This window comes from Streptomyces sp. NPDC001450 (genome assembly GCF_053597295.1).
This window is the reverse complement of sequence record NZ_JBSFHY010000001.1, coordinates 328,731-344,789: the sequence shown is the minus strand read 5'-3', so window position 1 is coordinate 344,789 and position 16,059 is coordinate 328,731. Positions and strand designations below refer to the sequence as shown.

The 16,059-nt window shown below is 70.1% G+C and carries 16 protein-coding genes; 12 read left to right on the top strand and 4 right to left on the bottom strand.

Annotated elements, in window-relative coordinates:
- Nucleotides 1-610: 610 nt before the first annotated feature.
- Nucleotides 611-1,057 carry a peptidoglycan-binding domain-containing protein gene (locus tag ACWC5O_RS01605; protein ID WP_450780885.1) on the top strand — a complete coding sequence of 149 codons (447 nt, stop codon included), beginning with the start codon at nt 611-613 and terminating at the stop codon, nt 1,055-1,057.
- Between the two features lie 98 nt (nt 1,058-1,155).
- Here ACWC5O_RS01605 and ACWC5O_RS01600 read toward each other — a convergent pair whose 3' ends face one another.
- Nucleotides 1,156-2,064 (bottom strand): helix-turn-helix domain-containing protein, encoded by a 909-nt coding sequence (locus tag ACWC5O_RS01600; protein ID WP_450589599.1) that lies wholly within the window; start codon nt 2,062-2,064, stop codon nt 1,156-1,158.
- Between the two features lie 103 nt (nt 2,065-2,167).
- Here ACWC5O_RS01600 and ACWC5O_RS01595 point away from each other — a divergent pair, with 103 nt between their 5' ends.
- From ACWC5O_RS01595 to ACWC5O_RS01570, 6 genes are all read left to right on the top strand, one after another.
- The gene (locus ACWC5O_RS01595) at nt 2,168-2,860 is read left to right on the top strand and encodes a DsbA family protein (protein ID WP_450589600.1); all 693 of its coding nucleotides are present in this window, start codon (nt 2,168-2,170) and stop codon (nt 2,858-2,860) included.
- The gene (locus tag ACWC5O_RS01590) at nt 2,860-4,317 is read left to right on the top strand and encodes a fumarylacetoacetate hydrolase family protein (RefSeq protein ID WP_450589601.1); all 1,458 of its coding nucleotides are present in this window, start codon (nt 2,860-2,862) and stop codon (nt 4,315-4,317) included. The genes ACWC5O_RS01595 and ACWC5O_RS01590 overlap by 1 nt, the downstream gene beginning before the upstream one ends.
- Entirely contained in the window at nt 4,314-5,246 is a 933-nt protein-coding gene (dapA, locus tag ACWC5O_RS01585) for a 4-hydroxy-tetrahydrodipicolinate synthase (RefSeq protein WP_450589602.1), read from the top strand. The genes ACWC5O_RS01590 and dapA overlap by 4 nt, the downstream gene beginning before the upstream one ends.
- A complete protein-coding gene (gene hpaE / locus ACWC5O_RS01580) occupies nt 5,243-6,730 on the top strand; it encodes a 5-carboxymethyl-2-hydroxymuconate semialdehyde dehydrogenase (RefSeq protein WP_450589603.1) in 1,488 nt (495 codons plus the stop codon). Before dapA ends, hpaE begins: the two co-directional genes overlap by 4 nt.
- On the top strand, nt 6,727-7,740 hold the full coding sequence (gene hpaD, locus ACWC5O_RS01575) for a 3,4-dihydroxyphenylacetate 2,3-dioxygenase (protein WP_450589604.1): 1,014 nt from the start codon (nt 6,727-6,729) through the stop codon (nt 7,738-7,740). The genes hpaE and hpaD overlap by 4 nt, the downstream gene beginning before the upstream one ends.
- 150 nt (nt 7,741-7,890) lie before the next feature.
- Entirely contained in the window at nt 7,891-8,829 is a 939-nt protein-coding gene (locus ACWC5O_RS01570; protein ID WP_450589605.1) for an AraC-like ligand-binding domain-containing protein, read from the top strand.
- Between the two features lie 376 nt (nt 8,830-9,205).
- Here ACWC5O_RS01570 and ACWC5O_RS01565 read toward each other — a convergent pair whose 3' ends face one another.
- From ACWC5O_RS01565 to ACWC5O_RS01555, 3 genes are all read right to left on the bottom strand, one after another.
- Complete coding sequence (locus ACWC5O_RS01565) at nt 9,206-9,619, bottom strand: DUF6640 family protein (RefSeq protein ID WP_450589606.1); 414 nt, start codon at nt 9,617-9,619, stop codon at nt 9,206-9,208.
- Between the two features lie 54 nt (nt 9,620-9,673).
- Complete coding sequence (locus ACWC5O_RS01560) at nt 9,674-10,312, bottom strand: FMN-dependent NADH-azoreductase (RefSeq protein ID WP_450589607.1); 639 nt, start codon at nt 10,310-10,312, stop codon at nt 9,674-9,676.
- 241 nt (nt 10,313-10,553) lie between these two features.
- The gene (locus tag ACWC5O_RS01555) at nt 10,554-11,042 is read right to left on the bottom strand and encodes a luciferase domain-containing protein (RefSeq protein ID WP_450589608.1); all 489 of its coding nucleotides are present in this window, start codon (nt 11,040-11,042) and stop codon (nt 10,554-10,556) included.
- 194 nt (nt 11,043-11,236) lie between these two features.
- On the opposite strand from ACWC5O_RS01555, the gene ACWC5O_RS01550 reads away from it, so the two are divergent.
- From ACWC5O_RS01550 to ACWC5O_RS01530, 5 genes are all read left to right on the top strand, one after another.
- Nucleotides 11,237-11,620, top strand: coding sequence for a winged helix-turn-helix transcriptional regulator (locus ACWC5O_RS01550; RefSeq protein WP_450589609.1), 384 nt, complete (start codon nt 11,237-11,239; stop codon nt 11,618-11,620).
- Between the two features lie 804 nt (nt 11,621-12,424).
- Entirely contained in the window at nt 12,425-13,063 is a 639-nt protein-coding gene (locus ACWC5O_RS01545) for a DsbA family protein (RefSeq protein WP_450589668.1), read from the top strand.
- Between the two features lie 54 nt (nt 13,064-13,117).
- Complete coding sequence (locus tag ACWC5O_RS01540) at nt 13,118-13,927, top strand: MBL fold metallo-hydrolase (RefSeq protein ID WP_450589610.1); 810 nt, start codon at nt 13,118-13,120, stop codon at nt 13,925-13,927.
- Nucleotides 13,928-13,929: 2 nt separating this feature from the next.
- A complete protein-coding gene (locus ACWC5O_RS01535; protein ID WP_450589611.1) occupies nt 13,930-14,718 on the top strand; it encodes an aquaporin in 789 nt (262 codons plus the stop codon).
- A 265-nt stretch (nt 14,719-14,983) separates the two neighbouring features.
- On the top strand, nt 14,984-16,021 hold the full coding sequence (locus ACWC5O_RS01530) for a carbon-nitrogen hydrolase family protein (RefSeq protein WP_450589612.1): 1,038 nt from the start codon (nt 14,984-14,986) through the stop codon (nt 16,019-16,021).
- Nucleotides 16,022-16,059 lie beyond the last annotated feature (38 nt).

Genomic DNA, 16,059 nt, shown 5'->3' with positions numbered 1-16,059 from the left:
GACGCCTGGTCACAGCCGTACGAACAGGTGATACCGGCCGCATCGCTCGTGCCCGGACTAGGGCCCTGAATAGGCGTCAACAAACCGACGCCGCCCCGCGCCTGGCAGCCACAGAAGCCACGTTCGCCCATTGCGCCCGAGTCGGCTGCTGCCTTGGCGCCAGCGTCGAAAGCCGGCCAGCCGCAGGAGTGCCTTGCAGCTTCACGTGCACGACTACGCCACTCCGGCGCAGACCGATGTCGACCGGGCCAGCCTGCGTGGTCACCGCAAACGCAGTGAGTGTGTCGTGGAGAATTCAGTAAGGAGAAGTGCAGTGCACCGATCACCATCTGCGTACGATCTCGGCCCGGAGCCGGTCACAGGCTTCGTGCGGTCAGTGCTCCGGTCCGAGGTGGAAGACATACCGCAGGCCAGACTCTTCGATGAGTACTGGGCTATAGCCAAGGCCACGACTGGTCCGACGATTCCGGAAAGGCCTGTGGGGCGTCCCGGGCCAAGGCATCGGCGCAAGCAGCACCGCCGTACCCTCCTGGCCGGGTGGACCCGGTCGGACCTGCTGCTCTCGGGCGTGGTCAGTGCCGGACTGCTGCTGACAACGGTGTTGACGACGATGCTGTGCCCTGGCGATACGGACCCCCGTGAGTCCTCGGGCGGTATGCCGGTGGTGGACCAGACCGGCATGGCGGTCCCGCCAGCCTCACCAGCCGCTCCAGATGAACCGGTGATGCCGACGACCGGACACGTGTCGGATTCCGCCAGCGTGGGCAGGCAGACCCGTCCATCCGCCTCCGTGCCACCCCTCAAGTCCGCCTCGGCACATCACAGTGGGTCCTCGGCCCGGTGCCTCCGCACCCTCAGCCCAGGCGACGCCGGCCCTGACGTCAAGCGCCTCCAACAGCTGCTCTTCGGACAGGGTTTCACGTACGTCTCGCCTACCGGGGCCTTTGACCACGCAACCCTCCGCGGCGTCACCCAGTACCAGCACAACCGCAGCCTCACCGGCGACCCCATGGGAGTGTTCGGCCCTGTGACCTGCGCCTCCCTTGCGGGCGGCTAACGTTCAAGGAACACGCAGAGCCGTGTACCGCTGCACGAGGGCAGGACTGGTCGTCGGTGCCCGCACCAGTCTCTTCACCGACGGCCCTCGCAACCGGCCTATAGGGCCTGTCCACGCACAGTTGCACGGAAGGCGATCGGCGACTGTCCGGTGCGCTGATGAAAGTACTTGCTGAAATTGGTGGCGCTGGAGAAGCCGAGCTGGGCGGCGATGCGTGAGGCCGATTGGTCGCCGTGTGCGAGCAGGCGTTTGGCCTCGAGGATCACCCGGCGGTCGATGAATTCCTTCGCGCCGATGCCCGCGGCGGCCAGCGTGGCACGGGAGAGGGTTCGCGTCGAGTAGCCGAGAGTCTGGGCGTAGTCGTCCAGGCGGCGGGTGCGGGTGAAGTCGCGTTCGACCGCGTCCCGGAAGCGGAGATAGGTCTCACCGGGTCCGGGAGCCGGGCTGCCGACCGGGGCCGTGAGGTGGGCCAGGCGCAGAACGAGCACCGCCAGGAGATGACGCAGCACCGCCACATGGGCTTCCAAAGGAAGTCGGCGCACAGCCTGGAACTCGAGCGCCAGATGGGAGGTGGCCACGTCCAGGGCATGGCGGTCCTCCGCGACCGGGACTTGCAGGACCGGGGCGTGTCGGTCGTCCACCGCCGCGGTGGCCACGGTGCCGGGATCCAGGAAATCGCGTTCGAAAAGGATCAGTGTGCCCTCGGCGTCGTCCAGGTTGCCCCATTGCTGTACCTGGCCGGGGCGGACCCACAGCCAGGAGCCGGGTTTGAGGGCGTAGCCGGTGAAGTCGACCGTGTGCCAAAGGGAGCCGCTCGTGAGGGTGAGCAGATGGTGAAAGGCCGGCCGCTGGGGTGCTGTGAGCCCGGCCTTGCCCATCCGGACGGGGGCTCGCTTCCGCAGTTCGGCCAGGGACATGATCTCGATTCCGGTCGGCGTGCCGACGGGAGCCGCAAAGCCGATGTCGGCGATCTCGCCCACGGGACTGTGTCGTTTTTTCACCATCATCAGTCGCCAACGTATCCGGATGGGTTCCTGGTCACACCCTAGTTTGAGGGGTACCGCCGCGGCCGGGCGATGGTCTGGCAGCGGAAAGAGGAAAGGAATCCGGATGTCCGCGATGAATCGCGCCCGGCTGACGTACGCCTTCGATGCCTACTGCGGCTGGTGCTACGGCTTCGGCCCGGCCCTGCGTGAATTCGCCGGGGCCAACGCCGGACGAATCGAGTTGCGGGTACTGTCCGGCGGGCTGTTCACCGGAGCCAGGGCTCTGCCCGCCGCGGCCTACCCCCACATCCCCGGGGCCAACGCCCGCATCACCGAGCTGACCGGGGTGGCCTTCGGTGACGCGTACGAGGCGGTCCTCGCCGAAGGCACGGTCGTCATGGACTCCGCCGACGCTGCCTGCGGACTGGTGGCCCTGCGTAACCAGCCGGGCGTGGACGTTCTGGATGCCGCTGCCGCGCTCCAGCGGGCCTGGTATGCCGACGGCCGCAGCCTGTCCGACGTGCGGACCTACCGGAGCATCGCCGTCGGGCTGGGCCTGGACCCGAGGACGGTGGCCGCGGCCTACACCTCCCCGGCCACGCGCGCCCAGGCCCGGGCCGACTTCCGCGAGGTGCGTCGTCTGGGCGTCGAGGGCTATCCGACGCTGCTGTTGCACACCGGGACGGGCGTGCACCGGCTGGGAGGCCCGGCCTCCTCCGCGGGGGACCTGAGCCGGGCTCTCGACCAGTACCTGGCATCCGCGGCGGATCCTCGGCGCACGCAAGGCCGGGTCCACATTGTTCAGGAGCGTGACTGATGTCCCACCCGCTTGGCAGAACCCCCGGCAAGGTGATCGCGGTTCACCTCAACTACCGCAGCCGTGCCCGCGAACGAGGCCACACGCCCTCACAGCCTTCGTACTTCCTCAAGCCGCCGTCATCTCTGTCCGGCAGCACGGATGCGATCGTCCGGCCGCGTGGTTGTGAACTCATGGGCTTCGAAGGCGAGATCGCGCTCATCATCGGCAGCCGCGCGCACCGGGTCCCGCCGAAGTGGGGCTGGGACCACGTCGCCCATGTCACCGCCGCCAACGACGCAGGGGTCTATGACCTGCGGTATGCCGACCGCGGCTCAAATCTCCGTTCCAAGGGCGCCGACGGCTTCACCCCGCTCGGGCCGCGCCTGCTGGACGCCCGGGACATCGACCCGGCCGCCCTGCGGCTGCGGACCTGGGTCAACGGCGAACTTGCCCAGGAGGACACCACCGACACCCTCCTGTTTCCCTTCGCGGACCTGATCGCCGACCTGTCCAGGCTGATCACTCTGGAGCCGGGTGACGTGATCCTCACCGGGACCCCGTCCGGAGCCGGGGTGGTCTCCCCTGGCGACGTGGTCGAGGTCGAGGTCAGCGCTGGGAAGCTGAGCACCGGACGGCTGCGCAACCCCATCGCCGACGCCGACCACGATCTGGAGCCGTGGGGCGCGCAGCCCAAGGCTGGCCCCGCCGAGCGCGAGGCGGCGTGCGGGAGCTCCTTCGTACCCGAACCTCTGCTGGCCAGGCATGCCGAGGACGGACTGCGGTCGGTGGCGGTCGCGACGCTGAGCGCGCAGTTGCGGCGGCGCGGCCTGCCGCACATGTCCATCGACGGCGTGCACCCTGCCATCCCCGGCACCCGGATGGTGGGCGTCGCCCACACCCTTCGCTACCTGCCGCTGCGTGAGGACCTGTTCGCCCGCTACGGGAACGGGATGAACGCCCAGAAACGCGCGATCGAGGAACTGCGTCCCGGCCATGTCCTGGTCATGGACGCACGCCGCGACGCCAGCGCCGGCACCCTCGGCGACATCCTCGCGCTGCGCGCCCTGCAGCGGGGGGCCGCGGGCGTCGTGACGGACGGCGCCGTGCGCGACAGCGTGGCCGTCGCCGGTCTCGACCTGCCGGTCTTCCACAGCGGAGCCCACCCCTCCGTACTCGGCCGCCGCCACGTGCCCTGGGACACCGGCGTCCCGATCTCCTGCGGCGGAGCCCTCGTCCAGCCCGGCGACCTGATCGTCGGCGACGACGACGGCGTGGTCGTCGTCCCCCCCGACCTGACCCAGGAGCTGATCGACGACTGCCGGGAGCAAGAACGCCAGGAGCGGTTCATCACCGAGCGCGTGCTGGCCGGGGAGAGCATTCACGGGCTGTACCCCCTCGGCCCGCCGTGGCGCGCACAGTACGACCTCTGGTGCAAGAACGACATAGCCCGACAGGCCGAAGGAGAGCCGTTGTGAAGTTCCGCAGTGACCCGTCCCTCATACGGGGCTCGATAGCCCCCCTCGTCACACCCTTCACCCATGAGGGTGCCGTCGACCACGACAGCCTGGCGGGCCTGGTCCGCTGGCAGTTGGAGTCGGGCTCGCACGGCATCTCGCTGGGCGGCTCGACCGGTGAGCCCAGCGCCCAGTCCGTAGCCGAGCGGATCGCCGCCATGCGCACCGTCGCGGGCGAGATCGCCGACCGGGTGCCGTTCCTGCCCGGCACCGGCTCGCACAAGCTCGCCGAGACCCTGGAGCTGACCGCCGCAGCCCGTGACCTGGGCGCCGACGCGGCACTCGTCATCACCCCCTACTACGCCCGGCCCACGCAAGAAGCGCTCTATGAGTGGTACGCGACCGTCGCCCGGGAATTCCCGGACCTGCCGATCGTCGCCTACAACGTCCCGTCGCGAACGGCGGTCGACATCGCGCCGGAGACGGTGCGGCGGTTGTTCACCGGCTTCGACAACTTCGTCGGGGTGAAGGAGACGACGAAGGACTTCGAGCACTTCTCGCGGGTGCTGCACGTCTGCGGCCGTTCGCTGCTGGTGTGGTCGGGCATCGAGCTGCTGTGTCTGCCGCTGCTGGCGCTGGGCGGCGCGGGGTTCGTCTCGGCCGTCGCCAACCTCGCACCGACGGCGGTGGCGCGGATGTACGAGCTGTGGGAGGCCGGGGACTTCGACGCCGCCCGTGCTCTGCACTACCGCCTGCACCCGCTGGTCGACCTGCTCTTCGTGGAGACGAACCCGGCCCCGGCCAAGTGGGTGCTGGCGCAGCAGGGCCGCATCTCCTCCGCCCACGTCCGCCCGCCCCTGACCTCTCCCACCGACGCCGGCCTGGCCCGCATCCGCGCGCTGCTCGCCGAGGGCGGCGACCTCACCCAGCAGATAGGAGCCGACAGATGACCGTCACCCCAGAGGGACTGCCCCGCGTCATCCAGCACTGGATCGGCGGAGAACTCACGGACGCTGCCGACGGCCGCACCTTCGATGTCGCCGAACCGGTCTCCAACAGCGTCTACGCGCAGGCAGCACGTGGCTCTGCGGCCGACATCGAGCGGGCCGTGACGGCCGCCCGCACGGCCTGCCCCGCCTGGGCCGCACTGTCCAACCGCGAGCGCGCCACCACGCTGAACCGGATCGCCGACGCCGTCGAGGCCCGCCACGACCGGCTGGCCGCCCTGGAAACCTACGACTCCGGCCTGCCCATCACCCAGGCACGCGGCCAGGCCCGCCGGGCGGCGGAGAACTTCCGCTACTTCGCCGACGTCATCGTGGCCCTTGGCGAGGAGGCCTTCCGGCAGGGCACCGACCAGTTCAGCTATGTCGTGCGCACGCCCGTCGGAGTGGCCGGGCTGATCACTCCGTGGAACACCCCGTTCATGCTGGAGAGCTGGAAGCTCGCCCCGGCCCTCGCCTCCGGCTGCACACTGATCCTCAAGCCCGCCGAGTGGACCCCGCTGTCCGCGTCGCTCTGGCCGGAGATCTTCGCCGAGGCCGGTGTCCCGGCCGGGGTGGTCAACATCGTGCACGGCATCGGGGAGGAGGCCGGGCAGGCCCTGGTCGACCACCCGGACGTGCCGCTGATCTCCTTCACCGGTTCCACCGACACCGGGCGGCACATCATCCGTTCCTCCGCCCAGCACCTGAAGACCACCTCGATGGAGCTGGGCGGCAAGTCCCCGGCCGTCGTCTTCGCCGACGCCGACCTCGACGCCGCCCTGGACTCGGTCGTCTTCGGTGTGTTCTCCCTCAACGGCGAGCGATGCACGGCAGGCTCGCGGGTGCTGGTCGAGCGGCCCGTGTACGAGGAGTTCACCCGGCGTCTGGCCGAGCGCGCCGCACACGTACGCGTCGGCCTACCCTCGGACCCGGCCACGGAGGTGGGCGCGCTCGTCCACCCCGAGCACTACGCACGCGTCCTCGACTACGTCGAGATCGGCAAGAAGGAGGCCCGGCTGGTCGCCGGCGGCACCCGCCCCGGGCACCTGCCGGAGGGCAACTACCTCCAGCCCACCGTCTTCGCCGACGTCGAACGCGACGCCCGCATCTTCCAGGAGGAGATCTTCGGCCCCGTCGTCGCCGTCGCGCCCTTCGACGACGAGGCAGAGGCGATCGAGCTGGCCAACGCCACCCAGTACGGCCTCGCCGCCTACATCTGGACCTCCGACCTCAAGCGTGGCCACCGCATCGCGCACGCCGTCGAATCCGGGATGATCTGGCTCAACTCCCACAACATCCGCGACCTGCGCACCCCTTTCGGCGGCGTCAAGGCATCCGGCGTCGGCCGCGAAGGCGGCGCCCACAGCATCGACTTCTACACCGAATCGAAGATCGTCCACGTCGCCCTCGGCCACGTGCACACCCCCCGCTTCGGAGCCGCGCGATGAATCCCGCACACACCGCCGGGGCACCCGACGTCGTCCGCTCCGCCTACGCCCAGCTCGCCGTCACCGACCTCGCCAAGGCCCGCTGGTTCTGGGTCGACATGCTCGGCTTCCATGTCCAGTACGAGGACGAACAGTTCCTGTACCTGCGCGGCACCGACGAGCTGACCCACCACTCACTCGTCCTGCGCGCAGGGGAAACCGCCGCCCTGGACCACATCGCCTACCGGCTGCGCACCCCCGAGGACCTGGACAAGGCGGAGACGTTCTTCACCCGACTCGGCCGTCCGGTCCGCCGCATCCCCAAGGGCCAGGGCACCCGCGGAGTCGGCGACGCCGTGCGGGTCATCGACCCCCTCGGCTTCCCCGTCGAGTTCTTCCACGAGACCGAGCACGCCGAACGCCTCATCCAACGCTACGACCTGCGCCGAGGCGCCGAGATCGCCCGCCTGGACCACTTCAACCTCTGCACCCCGGACATCCCGGCCGCCTACGCCCACTACACGTCGCTCGGCTTCGGCTGCTCGGAAACCATCGAGGGCGACAAACACGAGCTGTACGCGGCCTGGATGTACCGCAAGCAGACCGTCCACGACGTCGCCTTCACCGGCGGCGCCGGCCCGCGCCTGCACCACCTCGGTGTCGCCACCCACGAATCACACCAAGTCCTGCGCACCGCCGACCTCTTCGGCTCACTGCGCAAGGAACACCACATCGAACGCGGCCCGGGACGCCACGGCGTCTCCAACGCCTTCTACCTCTACCTCCGGGACCCCGACGGCCACCGGGTCGAGATCTACACCTCCGACTACTACACCGGCGACCCCGACCACGAGACCTACCGCTGGAAGGTGCACGACGACCGCCGCCGCGACTTCTGGGGCAACGCCGTCATCGAGTCCTGGTACAAGGAGGCCACCCCGGTCCTCGACCTCGACGGCCGCCCGCAACCTGTCTCCGACGCGCTGCTGGACGAATCGGCCGTACAGGTCGGCGCGGACGGCCTGGGCTGACCAGCAGAACAGGCAACGCATCCGCCCGGACCGGATGCGCCCTCGACGGCCTTCCGAGCCGCACGGGCCTTCCGAAAGGGCGCATCCGCATCCGCAAGCCACCACGTCGACGAGCACGAAACAAGCCCTGCACAGACCGGACCGACTGCCATGGACGTCCTGATCGAGCACTCCGCCGACACATGGGCGCAGGTCATCACCGACAGCTTCGTCCCCCTCACCCTGGGGTCGGCGCCCCCCGAGTTCCGCGGTTCAGTGCGCCAGAACGCCCTGCGCCCGGGGCTCACTCTCACCGAGGTCCGCACGCGCGGACAGTCCGTCGTGACGCGCACACCACGGCTGGCCCGCAGCGAGCCCCGCGACGACTACCTCTTCCTTCTCCATCTCGCGGGCACCGGCACACTCTGGCAGGACGGACACGAGGCGGCTCTGCCCATCGCCGGCGGCGCTCTCTGCGACGCCGCCCGCCCGTACCGGCTGGTCTTCCCTACCGGCGCCAGGCAGCTCGTGCTGCAGATCCCCAGGGAACAACTAGCCAACCAGGTTGGCCACTTGAGGAGGCAATGCGGCCGGCCTGTGCCCGCCGAGCACCCCGCGGCCCGCGTCCTTGCCGCATACCTGAGCGAGCTGGCGAACGTCTCCGCAGGTCTCGAACCCGGACAGCGCTCCGAACTCGGTCGGACCGCCGTGGACCTGCTGGCCACCGCTCTGCGCGCCACGGCCGGAGACGAGCCCACGGCACCGGACGGCCGCCAGGCGACACTCGCCACCATGCGCACTTTCGTCCACGATCACCTGACCGACCCTCACCTGACACCCGGCACATTGGCCCGGCAGCACGGCGTCTCGGTTCGCTACGCCACACAGCTGTTCGCCGACAGTGGCACCTCACCGGCGGCCTACATCCGCTCCGCACGGCTGCGCGCCGCCCACCGGGCCCTGACCGACCCCCGGTACACCCCCCTCACCATCGCCTCCATCGCGGCCCGATCGGGCTTCACCGACCGGACGACCTTCACCCGGGCGTTCGTGCGGGAATACGGCATCACGCCCGCACAGCTGCGCGCCGGTGCGATGCGGCCCGCCTGACCTCACGGGACGCGTTCCGGAGAAGTCGGAGCATGGCCCTGTACCCCGGAACAGCCGAGCCGGAAACGAGCCGCCGGGCTGTCGGTTTCTTACCCTGCCGCGTCCGTTCCCCACCCCGTTCACCTGCAGGAACACACCTACGGTGAAGGGCGACAGCGCATCCGCCGAAACGCAAAGCCCTGCCGGGGTCGCCGGTTACGTAGACGCCGGATGCGGGGTCCAGCTACCGGGTTCCTTCGGCGTCGCTGCGTGGCGGGGCGCTGGGGTCGTGGCTGACGGCGGCCGGGCCGGGAACGGGGAGGCAGCCGCCCCGCTCCTGGCCGTCAGGGCGTGGGCGGGGCGGCGGCTCGGGTGAGTACCTGGCGGGGCCACGGCGTCAGGCGATGTAGTGCTCCAGCCGTCGGTGCTCGAGGAAGTACGCGAGCGCGTTGAGAGCCAGCATGGTTGTGGCGAGGGCCGGCTGGATGGGCGGGACCCAGTCGCCGTCCACGAGGGCGGTGCCGGGATAGAGGATTGCCGACAGCTGGGTGATCCAGTACAGCGACTCGGCCACGACGATGACCTGGACCAGGGAGCGCGTCCAGGCGCCCCGGTGCACCCACAGCAGGTACAGGCCGATCAGGCCGAGTGCGGCACCCATGCTCATGGTCTGGGCGTTGTGGAACTTGGCGTGCGGCGGCCAGTTGGGGTTGTAGATGTGGGTCTTGTTCCAGTCCGCGATGTAGGCACCGGTCAGGGTGACCAGTGAGGTGAGGGTCAACAGGACCTTTCCAGTGGTGACCTTGGGCATGGGATTCCTCCGTGGGGGGCGAGTGGTGAGTGTGGGGGCGGGTGCCGGGGCGGGTCAGGCGGCGATCTGCTCGCCGAACTTCTCGGCCTGCCGGCGGGCCTCCCGGTGCGCGTGGGCCAGGGATGCCTCGTGGAGCGGAATCAGGTGGGTCAATGCCGGGACGACGGGCGCCATGGTCAACTCGGGCGTCAGCGAGGTCACGTCGAGGCCGAGAAGATCGTGCAGGATTGTCTCCAGCGCGGGTACGACGAAGTCCTTGCCGTGGTTGGGGGTGCCGGGGCCGTAACCGCCGCCGCGTGCCGAGACCACCAGGGCCGGACGGCCGGACGCCGCGGGCCCGTCGGCGAAGCCGAAGGTGCGGCCCTTGACGATGACCTGGTCAAGCCATGCCTTGAACACCGAAGGCATCGTGAGGTTGTACATCGGCACGGTGAACAGGTAGGCACTCGCGCCGAGGAACTCCTCGATGAGTTCGTCCTGAACGGCCGCGGCCTCGGCTTGTTCCCGCGTGCGCCGGGCGGGGTCGGTGCCCCAAGCGGCTATGCCCGCTGTGTCCAGGTGGGGTACGGGCGAGACGGCCAGGTCACGGTGGACGACCGGCTCCTCCCAGGTGTTCCGGAAAGACCGGGCGACCTGGGACGACACCGAATCGGCGCCGAGCGAGGAAGAGTCGATGTGAAGCAGGTAGGACATGGAGAAGCCTTTGCTGGCCAGGGTGGAGAACGGGAAACGGGCAAGGCGGAGGCCGCAGGCTGGGGATCGATCCCCGGCGCGGCAGGGCCCTGGCCCTGCGGCTCGTACGGTGTGGGTGAGGTGATGGCGTCGGTGCCGTACGGGACCCGGCGAGTGATCTGACGGACCTCATAGGAACATCGCGGCAGCCGTGCCGCTGCCTGCTGCGCGCCGGTGCCCCAGCACAGGAGGCGGATCCGGGTCAGACTGCGGCGGGCCCGGCGGTCGGTGCGTGACCGGTGGCGTAACGGTAGGAAGCGGCGATGACCTGCTTGGCCACCTCCAGTTCGGCCTCGTCGCGCGGAGCGTAGAACATGACGACATTGGCGCCACGGTCGTAGAGCGGGTGCTTCTCGCCCCAACCGGAGGCCAGGAACGCGGCGTGGTCGACCGGGTTCAGGGCCAGGTGCAGACTGCCGTCGGCGTGCAGGTGCACGAACTCCGCGTTCCCGCGCGGCAGGAACAGCCGGGCGCCGCGGGCGGGGGCGACATCACTGAGGAACACCGCCCAGGTGCTGGGGACGGAGATCTCGCTGCGGCCTGAGACGGTGCCGGGAAGCTCTGTGGCCATCCACCGCCGCAGCGTCTCCTTGATCTGCGGCGGGCTGGACTGGGTGAGCTGTAGGTGTGGGACCTCGGGCCCGGTCTCGGGCCGGTCGCCCGCACGCTTGGGCAGCGCGGGAAACGTCATGGTGGTGCCTCTTTCGGTGGTGCGGACGGCCCGTCGGCACGACGGGCAGCCGGCTGATCGCCGCGCGGTCCGGCCCACTGCCGGCCCGCTTGCTGACACCACCACGCTAGTATCATTCGCATAGTGGTTTCCTTGAGGAAAGTACCCAGCGTCGCTGGACGCCGGGCGCGCGAGCGAATGGAAGGAAGGGCGCTGTGACCGATCAGGCGCAGCAGGCATGCCCGATCAACCCGGTGGTGGAGCTGGTGTTCAGCCGCTGGACCACCCCGATCCTGTGGGCCCTCGAACACCACGGACGCTCGCGCTTCAACGAACTCCAGCGCCTCCTGCCGACAATCACACCGAAGGTACTCACCCAGCGCCTGCGCCAGCTCGAACGAGACGGCCTGATCACCCGCACCTACCACGCCGAGATCCCGCCCAGGGTCGAGTACGCCATCAGCGAGCTGGGCCGCACCCTCGTCCCCGTCTTCGACGCCATCGCCAACTGGTCCGACGCCCACCTGCCCCAGGTCGCCACCGCCCGCCTGGCCTATGACACGGCTCGCGCAGAGGATGAAGCCTGGGCGGAGGGCTGAGCGCGGACGGCCCGCCCTGTACGCGGCACTGAGTCGCGGCCGTGTCGATGCCGCTCGGGTGCCGCGCACACTGGCCGCACTGCCGTAGCTCAGGGCCACGGATGACCGGCCACGCCCTGCCTGCCGATGTGAGCAACCGGCTGCCCGGCCGGACCCCGCCGACGAGTGCGGAGCAGTTGCTCAGCCACACCTACGGCCGAGGCCGGGACCAGCACCCGACGACCCCCGGTTGGCCCTGCGCGGTCCGCCTCAGCCCCGAGGACTGCGTCGCCGAGGTCACTGCCCCCAGGTCCGCCGCACCACCGAGGACCTCATCGGCGGCGGGCAGCGGAGGGGGCGATGCCGGGGTGACGCGCAAACCCGTCCCCAAGGCGCGGCACGGAGGTCCGTTTCGCCAGGCCGGAGACCTGGGCTCAGCCGGACGCGGAGTCCGTGCAGGTCGCCGGCCGCCACAAGGCTGACCACGACGGCGGCCTCCCCTCCTCGACGACACGCTGCCGACGTCAACCTGCACCGGCGCCCCCGAGTGCGCTGACCGCTGAACACGGCTGATCATCTCCGCCCCCCACCCAGTTGCAGCAGTTCCGCCCCAGCTTGCCGGGCCCGAGCCCCAGAAAACCTTCGGATCAAAGAACCGACGGCCCGCCACGCATTTCGGCGCCTCACCGGGCTGTCGGTTTTTGACCATCACCGGTCGCACACACACCCAGGCACATCCCAGTAATGACCTTAGCTTTGAGTCTGTTGCTCGGCGAACCAAGCGCACCGAGTGACGGAATCTGGAAAGGAAACCTGGTGAGCTCCATGGAGCGTGCCCAACTGACCTACGCCTTCGACGCCTACTGCGGCTGGTGCTACGGCTTCGGCCCGGCTCTGCACGAATTCGCCGAAGCCAACACCGACCGGATCGACCTGCGGGTGCTGTCGGGCGGGCTGTTCACCGGCCCGCGCGCCCTGCCGGTGGCGGCCTACCCGCATATCCCCGATGCCAACACCCGCATCACCGAGCTGACCGGTGTCACCTTCGGCCGACGCTACAAGCAGGTTCTCGCCGACGGCACGCAGGTGATGGACTCGGCCGACGCGGCCACGGGCCTGGCCGCGCTGTGCGGTCAGCCGGGTGCCAATCCCCTGCACGCGGCCGCGGCCATGCAGCGCGCCTGGTACATCGACGGCCGCAGCCTCTCCGACGTACAGGTGTACCGGGACATCGCGGCCGAGTTGGAGCTGGACGCCAAGGCGGTGGCCGCCGCCTACGGCTCTCCCGCCGCCCGAGCGCAGGGCGAGGCCGACTTCCGCGAGGTGCGCCGGCTGGGCGTCGACAGCTATCCGACGCTGCTGCTGCACACCGGCACGGGCGTGCACCGGCTGGGAGGCCCCGTCTCCTCGGCCGACGCCCTCACCCGCGCCCTGGCCCGGCACCTGCCTGCCGCGGCTGCCTGAACCCGCACCTCAACCCCCTTGCGAACTTTCGCCCTTGAAAGAGGCACAGCTTCCATGTCCACACTGACCTACACCGTGCACACCGCAGGCGACACCGGCCTGCACAAGTCATCCGTACTGATCACCGGTGAACGCGAGGCCCTGCTGGTCGACGGCCAGTTCACGCGTGCCGAGCAGCACCGGGTCCTGGCGGACATCATCGACAGCGGCAAGGAACTGACCACCGTCGTGGTGACCACCTCCGACCCGGACTACTACTTCGGCCTCGAAGTGATCCGCCAGGCGTTCCCCCAGGCCAGAATCGTCGCCACGGCCACCACCGTCGACCGGATCAAGGCAAGCTGGGAATCCAAGCTCCGCACCTGGGCACACCTCGGCAAGAACCTCCCGAGCGAGGTCATCATCCCCGAGGTGCTGCAGGAGGACCGCCTCAGCGTCGAGGGACACCACTTCGAGATCCGCGGCGGGCACCCCGGCCTGCTGTGGCGCACCGAGTACCTGTGGCAGCCCGAGGACCGGACGGTCGTCGGCGGTGTCCTGCTCTTCGCCGGACTGCACGTGTGGACCGCGGACACTGCCACGGCAGGCGAGCGCTCGGCCTGGTCCGAGGTCCTGGCCGAGATGGAGAAGCTGAACCCGCGTTACGTCGTCGCCGGCCACCGCTCCGCGGACTCAGCCACCGACGCCTCCGTGATCGCCTTCACCCGCGCCTACCTGGCCGAGTTCGAGGAAGAGCTGGGCAAGAGCGGCGACGATGCCGAGGCGTTGAAGGCCGCCATGCTCGACCGCCACCCGGACCTGGGCCTCCAGGTGGCGTTGGAGCTGGGCTCCCAGGTCGCCACCGGCCGGATGACCTGGGGCTGACCATGCGCACAGGCACCCGTGCCTTCCCCGGGAACGGCACGGCTTCCGGCGGCGGCACCGTCATCGGAAGGCCCGCGGCCCGGCGAGAGACCATCGCCTGGGCCGCGGCCGCCGCGGAGTTCGCCCTCACCGGTGCGGTGCTGTTCGTCGTGGTCTCGGCCGTCCGATGGGTGACGGCCTCCCCCGTCAACCGGATGCTGCCCGACGTACACCTCCAGGTCGCGGTGGTGGCCGTGATCGCCGGAGGTGCGCTCGCGCTGGCGCTCTCCTCCCGGTGGGGCCGTTTCTCCGGCGGGCACCTCAACCCGGCCGTCACCCTCGCCCTGTGGCTGACAGGTGTCTTCCCCGGCCGCAACGTCATGCCGTACGCCGCGGCCCAGCTCGGTGGATCGCTGGCCGGCACCGGCCTGGCGCGGCTCGTGTGGGGCCCGGTCGTCGGCGGCCGGATGGCATACGCCGCCGTGCGGCCCGGCTCCGGCTGGTCTGCCACCGCGCTCTTCGCCGCAGAGGCCACCGCCACAGCCGGGATCATCGCGGTAGCCCTCTTCCTCCTGTCCCGTCCCCCGTTGACGAAGTGGATCCCGCTCGCCGTCCCCGCCGCCGCGGCCGTCGTCATCGTCGTCCTCGGCACCGTGACCGGCGGGTCCGCCAACCCCGCCCGCCAGTTCGGCCCGGCGCTGTGGGCGGGGCGGCCCGCGTACCTGTGGGCCTATCTGCTGGCGCCCCTCGCCGGGGCTGCCCTCGCCGCCCTGGCCGCCCGCCGCCGTCCCCTTCGCCGTCGGCGGCCTTGAACCGCAACGTCGCCCCTCCTGCCCGGCCTGACCGCCGAACATCCGGCGCACACCGTCCCGAGCCGATTCCGGTTCGTGGGCTGGTCTCTTGTACGACGGCACCGGCGTGCCCAGCGGGAGACACACCCTGCTCCACGGCATGCGGACTCCTCCCGCACCGTGCCGGGAACGCCGCACATCCCTGCGCGTAACGCCGCACCCGCGGCATCAGCAGCTCCTACCGTCAGGTCACCCCTCAACACCCCTCGCCAGCCAGGAGGCCGCCATGCCAACCACCTACCGTGTCGCCGCCGTCCAGGCCGAGCCGGTCTGGCTCGACGCCGACGCCACCGTCGAGAAGACCATCGGGCTGATCGAGGAAGCCGCAGCCCAGGACGTCGCACTCATAGCCTTCCCCGAGACCTGGATACCGGGCTACCCCACCTTCCTGTGGCTCGGCGCGGTGGCCGGCCAGATGCCGTACGTCGCCCGGTACCACGCCAACTCCATGACGGTGGACGGAAAGCACCTCACCGCCATCCGGCAGGCCGCCCGCCGTACCGGCGTCACCGTAGCGCTCGGCTACAGCGAGAAGGACCACGGCAGCCTCTACATCGCCCAGACCCTCATCGGCCCCGACGGCGCTGTAGTCCTGCACCGCCGCAAGCTCAAGCCGACGCACGTCGAGCGCACCCTCTTCGGCGAAGGCGACGGCAGCCACCTCAAGGTGGTCGACACCCCGCTCGGACGCCTCGGCGCCCTGAACTGCTGGGAACACCTGCAGCCGCTGAGCAAATACGCGATGTACGCGCAACACGAGCAGGTCCACATCGCCGGCTGGCCCGCCTTCGGTATCTACAAGGGCATCGCCTACGCACTCAGCGCCGAGGCGAACATGGCCGCCACCCAGACCTACGCGCTGGAAGGCGGCTGCTTCGTCCTCGCGGCCACCCAGGTGATCAGCGAGACCGGCATCGACGTCTTCGCGTCCACCGACGAGCAGCGCGCCCTGATCACCGCCGGCGCCGGCAGCTCCCGCATCTTCGGGCCCGACGGCGCCCCCCTCGGCAAGCCGCTCGACGAGCACGCCGAAGGGCTCGTCATCGCGGACGTCGATCTCTCCCTGATCGACCTGGCGAAGAACGCCGCAGACCCGGCCGGCCACTACGCCAAGGCCGACGCCACCCGTCTGCTGTTCGACAACCGTCCCAAGCCGGCCGTCGTCCTGCCCGGCGAGGCCACTGGACCGCTCTTCCCCGACCTGGACGTTTCCTCCGCCCACCAAGGCCATGAGGACGTCCGCGGACTGCTCTCCGGGTCCTGAGCAGGATCGCTGTCCGGGGTCGGGGCAGCCCTTCTCTG

What these genes read in the sequence shown, in the direction of transcription:
- ACWC5O_RS01605 (WP_450780885.1), top strand. Translation starts at nt 611, where the DNA reads ATGCTGTGCCCTGGCGATACGGACCCCCGTGAGTCCTCGGGCGGTATG.
- ACWC5O_RS01600 (WP_450589599.1), bottom strand. Translation starts at nt 2,064, where the DNA reads ATGATGGTGAAAAAACGACACAGTCCCGTGGGCGAGATCGCCGACATC.
- ACWC5O_RS01595 (WP_450589600.1), top strand. Translation starts at nt 2,168, where the DNA reads ATGTCCGCGATGAATCGCGCCCGGCTGACGTACGCCTTCGATGCCTAC.
- ACWC5O_RS01590 (WP_450589601.1), top strand. Translation starts at nt 2,860, where the DNA reads ATGTCCCACCCGCTTGGCAGAACCCCCGGCAAGGTGATCGCGGTTCAC.
- hpaE (WP_450589603.1), top strand. Translation starts at nt 5,243, where the DNA reads ATGACCGTCACCCCAGAGGGACTGCCCCGCGTCATCCAGCACTGGATC.
- hpaD (WP_450589604.1), top strand. Translation starts at nt 6,727, where the DNA reads ATGAATCCCGCACACACCGCCGGGGCACCCGACGTCGTCCGCTCCGCC.
- ACWC5O_RS01570 (WP_450589605.1), top strand. Translation starts at nt 7,891, where the DNA reads ATGGACGTCCTGATCGAGCACTCCGCCGACACATGGGCGCAGGTCATC.
- ACWC5O_RS01565 (WP_450589606.1), bottom strand. Translation starts at nt 9,619, where the DNA reads ATGCCCAAGGTCACCACTGGAAAGGTCCTGTTGACCCTCACCTCACTG.
- ACWC5O_RS01560 (WP_450589607.1), bottom strand. Translation starts at nt 10,312, where the DNA reads ATGTCCTACCTGCTTCACATCGACTCTTCCTCGCTCGGCGCCGATTCG.
- ACWC5O_RS01555 (WP_450589608.1), bottom strand. Translation starts at nt 11,042, where the DNA reads ATGACGTTTCCCGCGCTGCCCAAGCGTGCGGGCGACCGGCCCGAGACC.
- ACWC5O_RS01545 (WP_450589668.1), top strand. Translation starts at nt 12,425, where the DNA reads ATGGAGCGTGCCCAACTGACCTACGCCTTCGACGCCTACTGCGGCTGG.
- ACWC5O_RS01540 (WP_450589610.1), top strand. Translation starts at nt 13,118, where the DNA reads ATGTCCACACTGACCTACACCGTGCACACCGCAGGCGACACCGGCCTG.
- ACWC5O_RS01535 (WP_450589611.1), top strand. Translation starts at nt 13,930, where the DNA reads ATGCGCACAGGCACCCGTGCCTTCCCCGGGAACGGCACGGCTTCCGGC.
- ACWC5O_RS01530 (WP_450589612.1), top strand. Translation starts at nt 14,984, where the DNA reads ATGCCAACCACCTACCGTGTCGCCGCCGTCCAGGCCGAGCCGGTCTGG.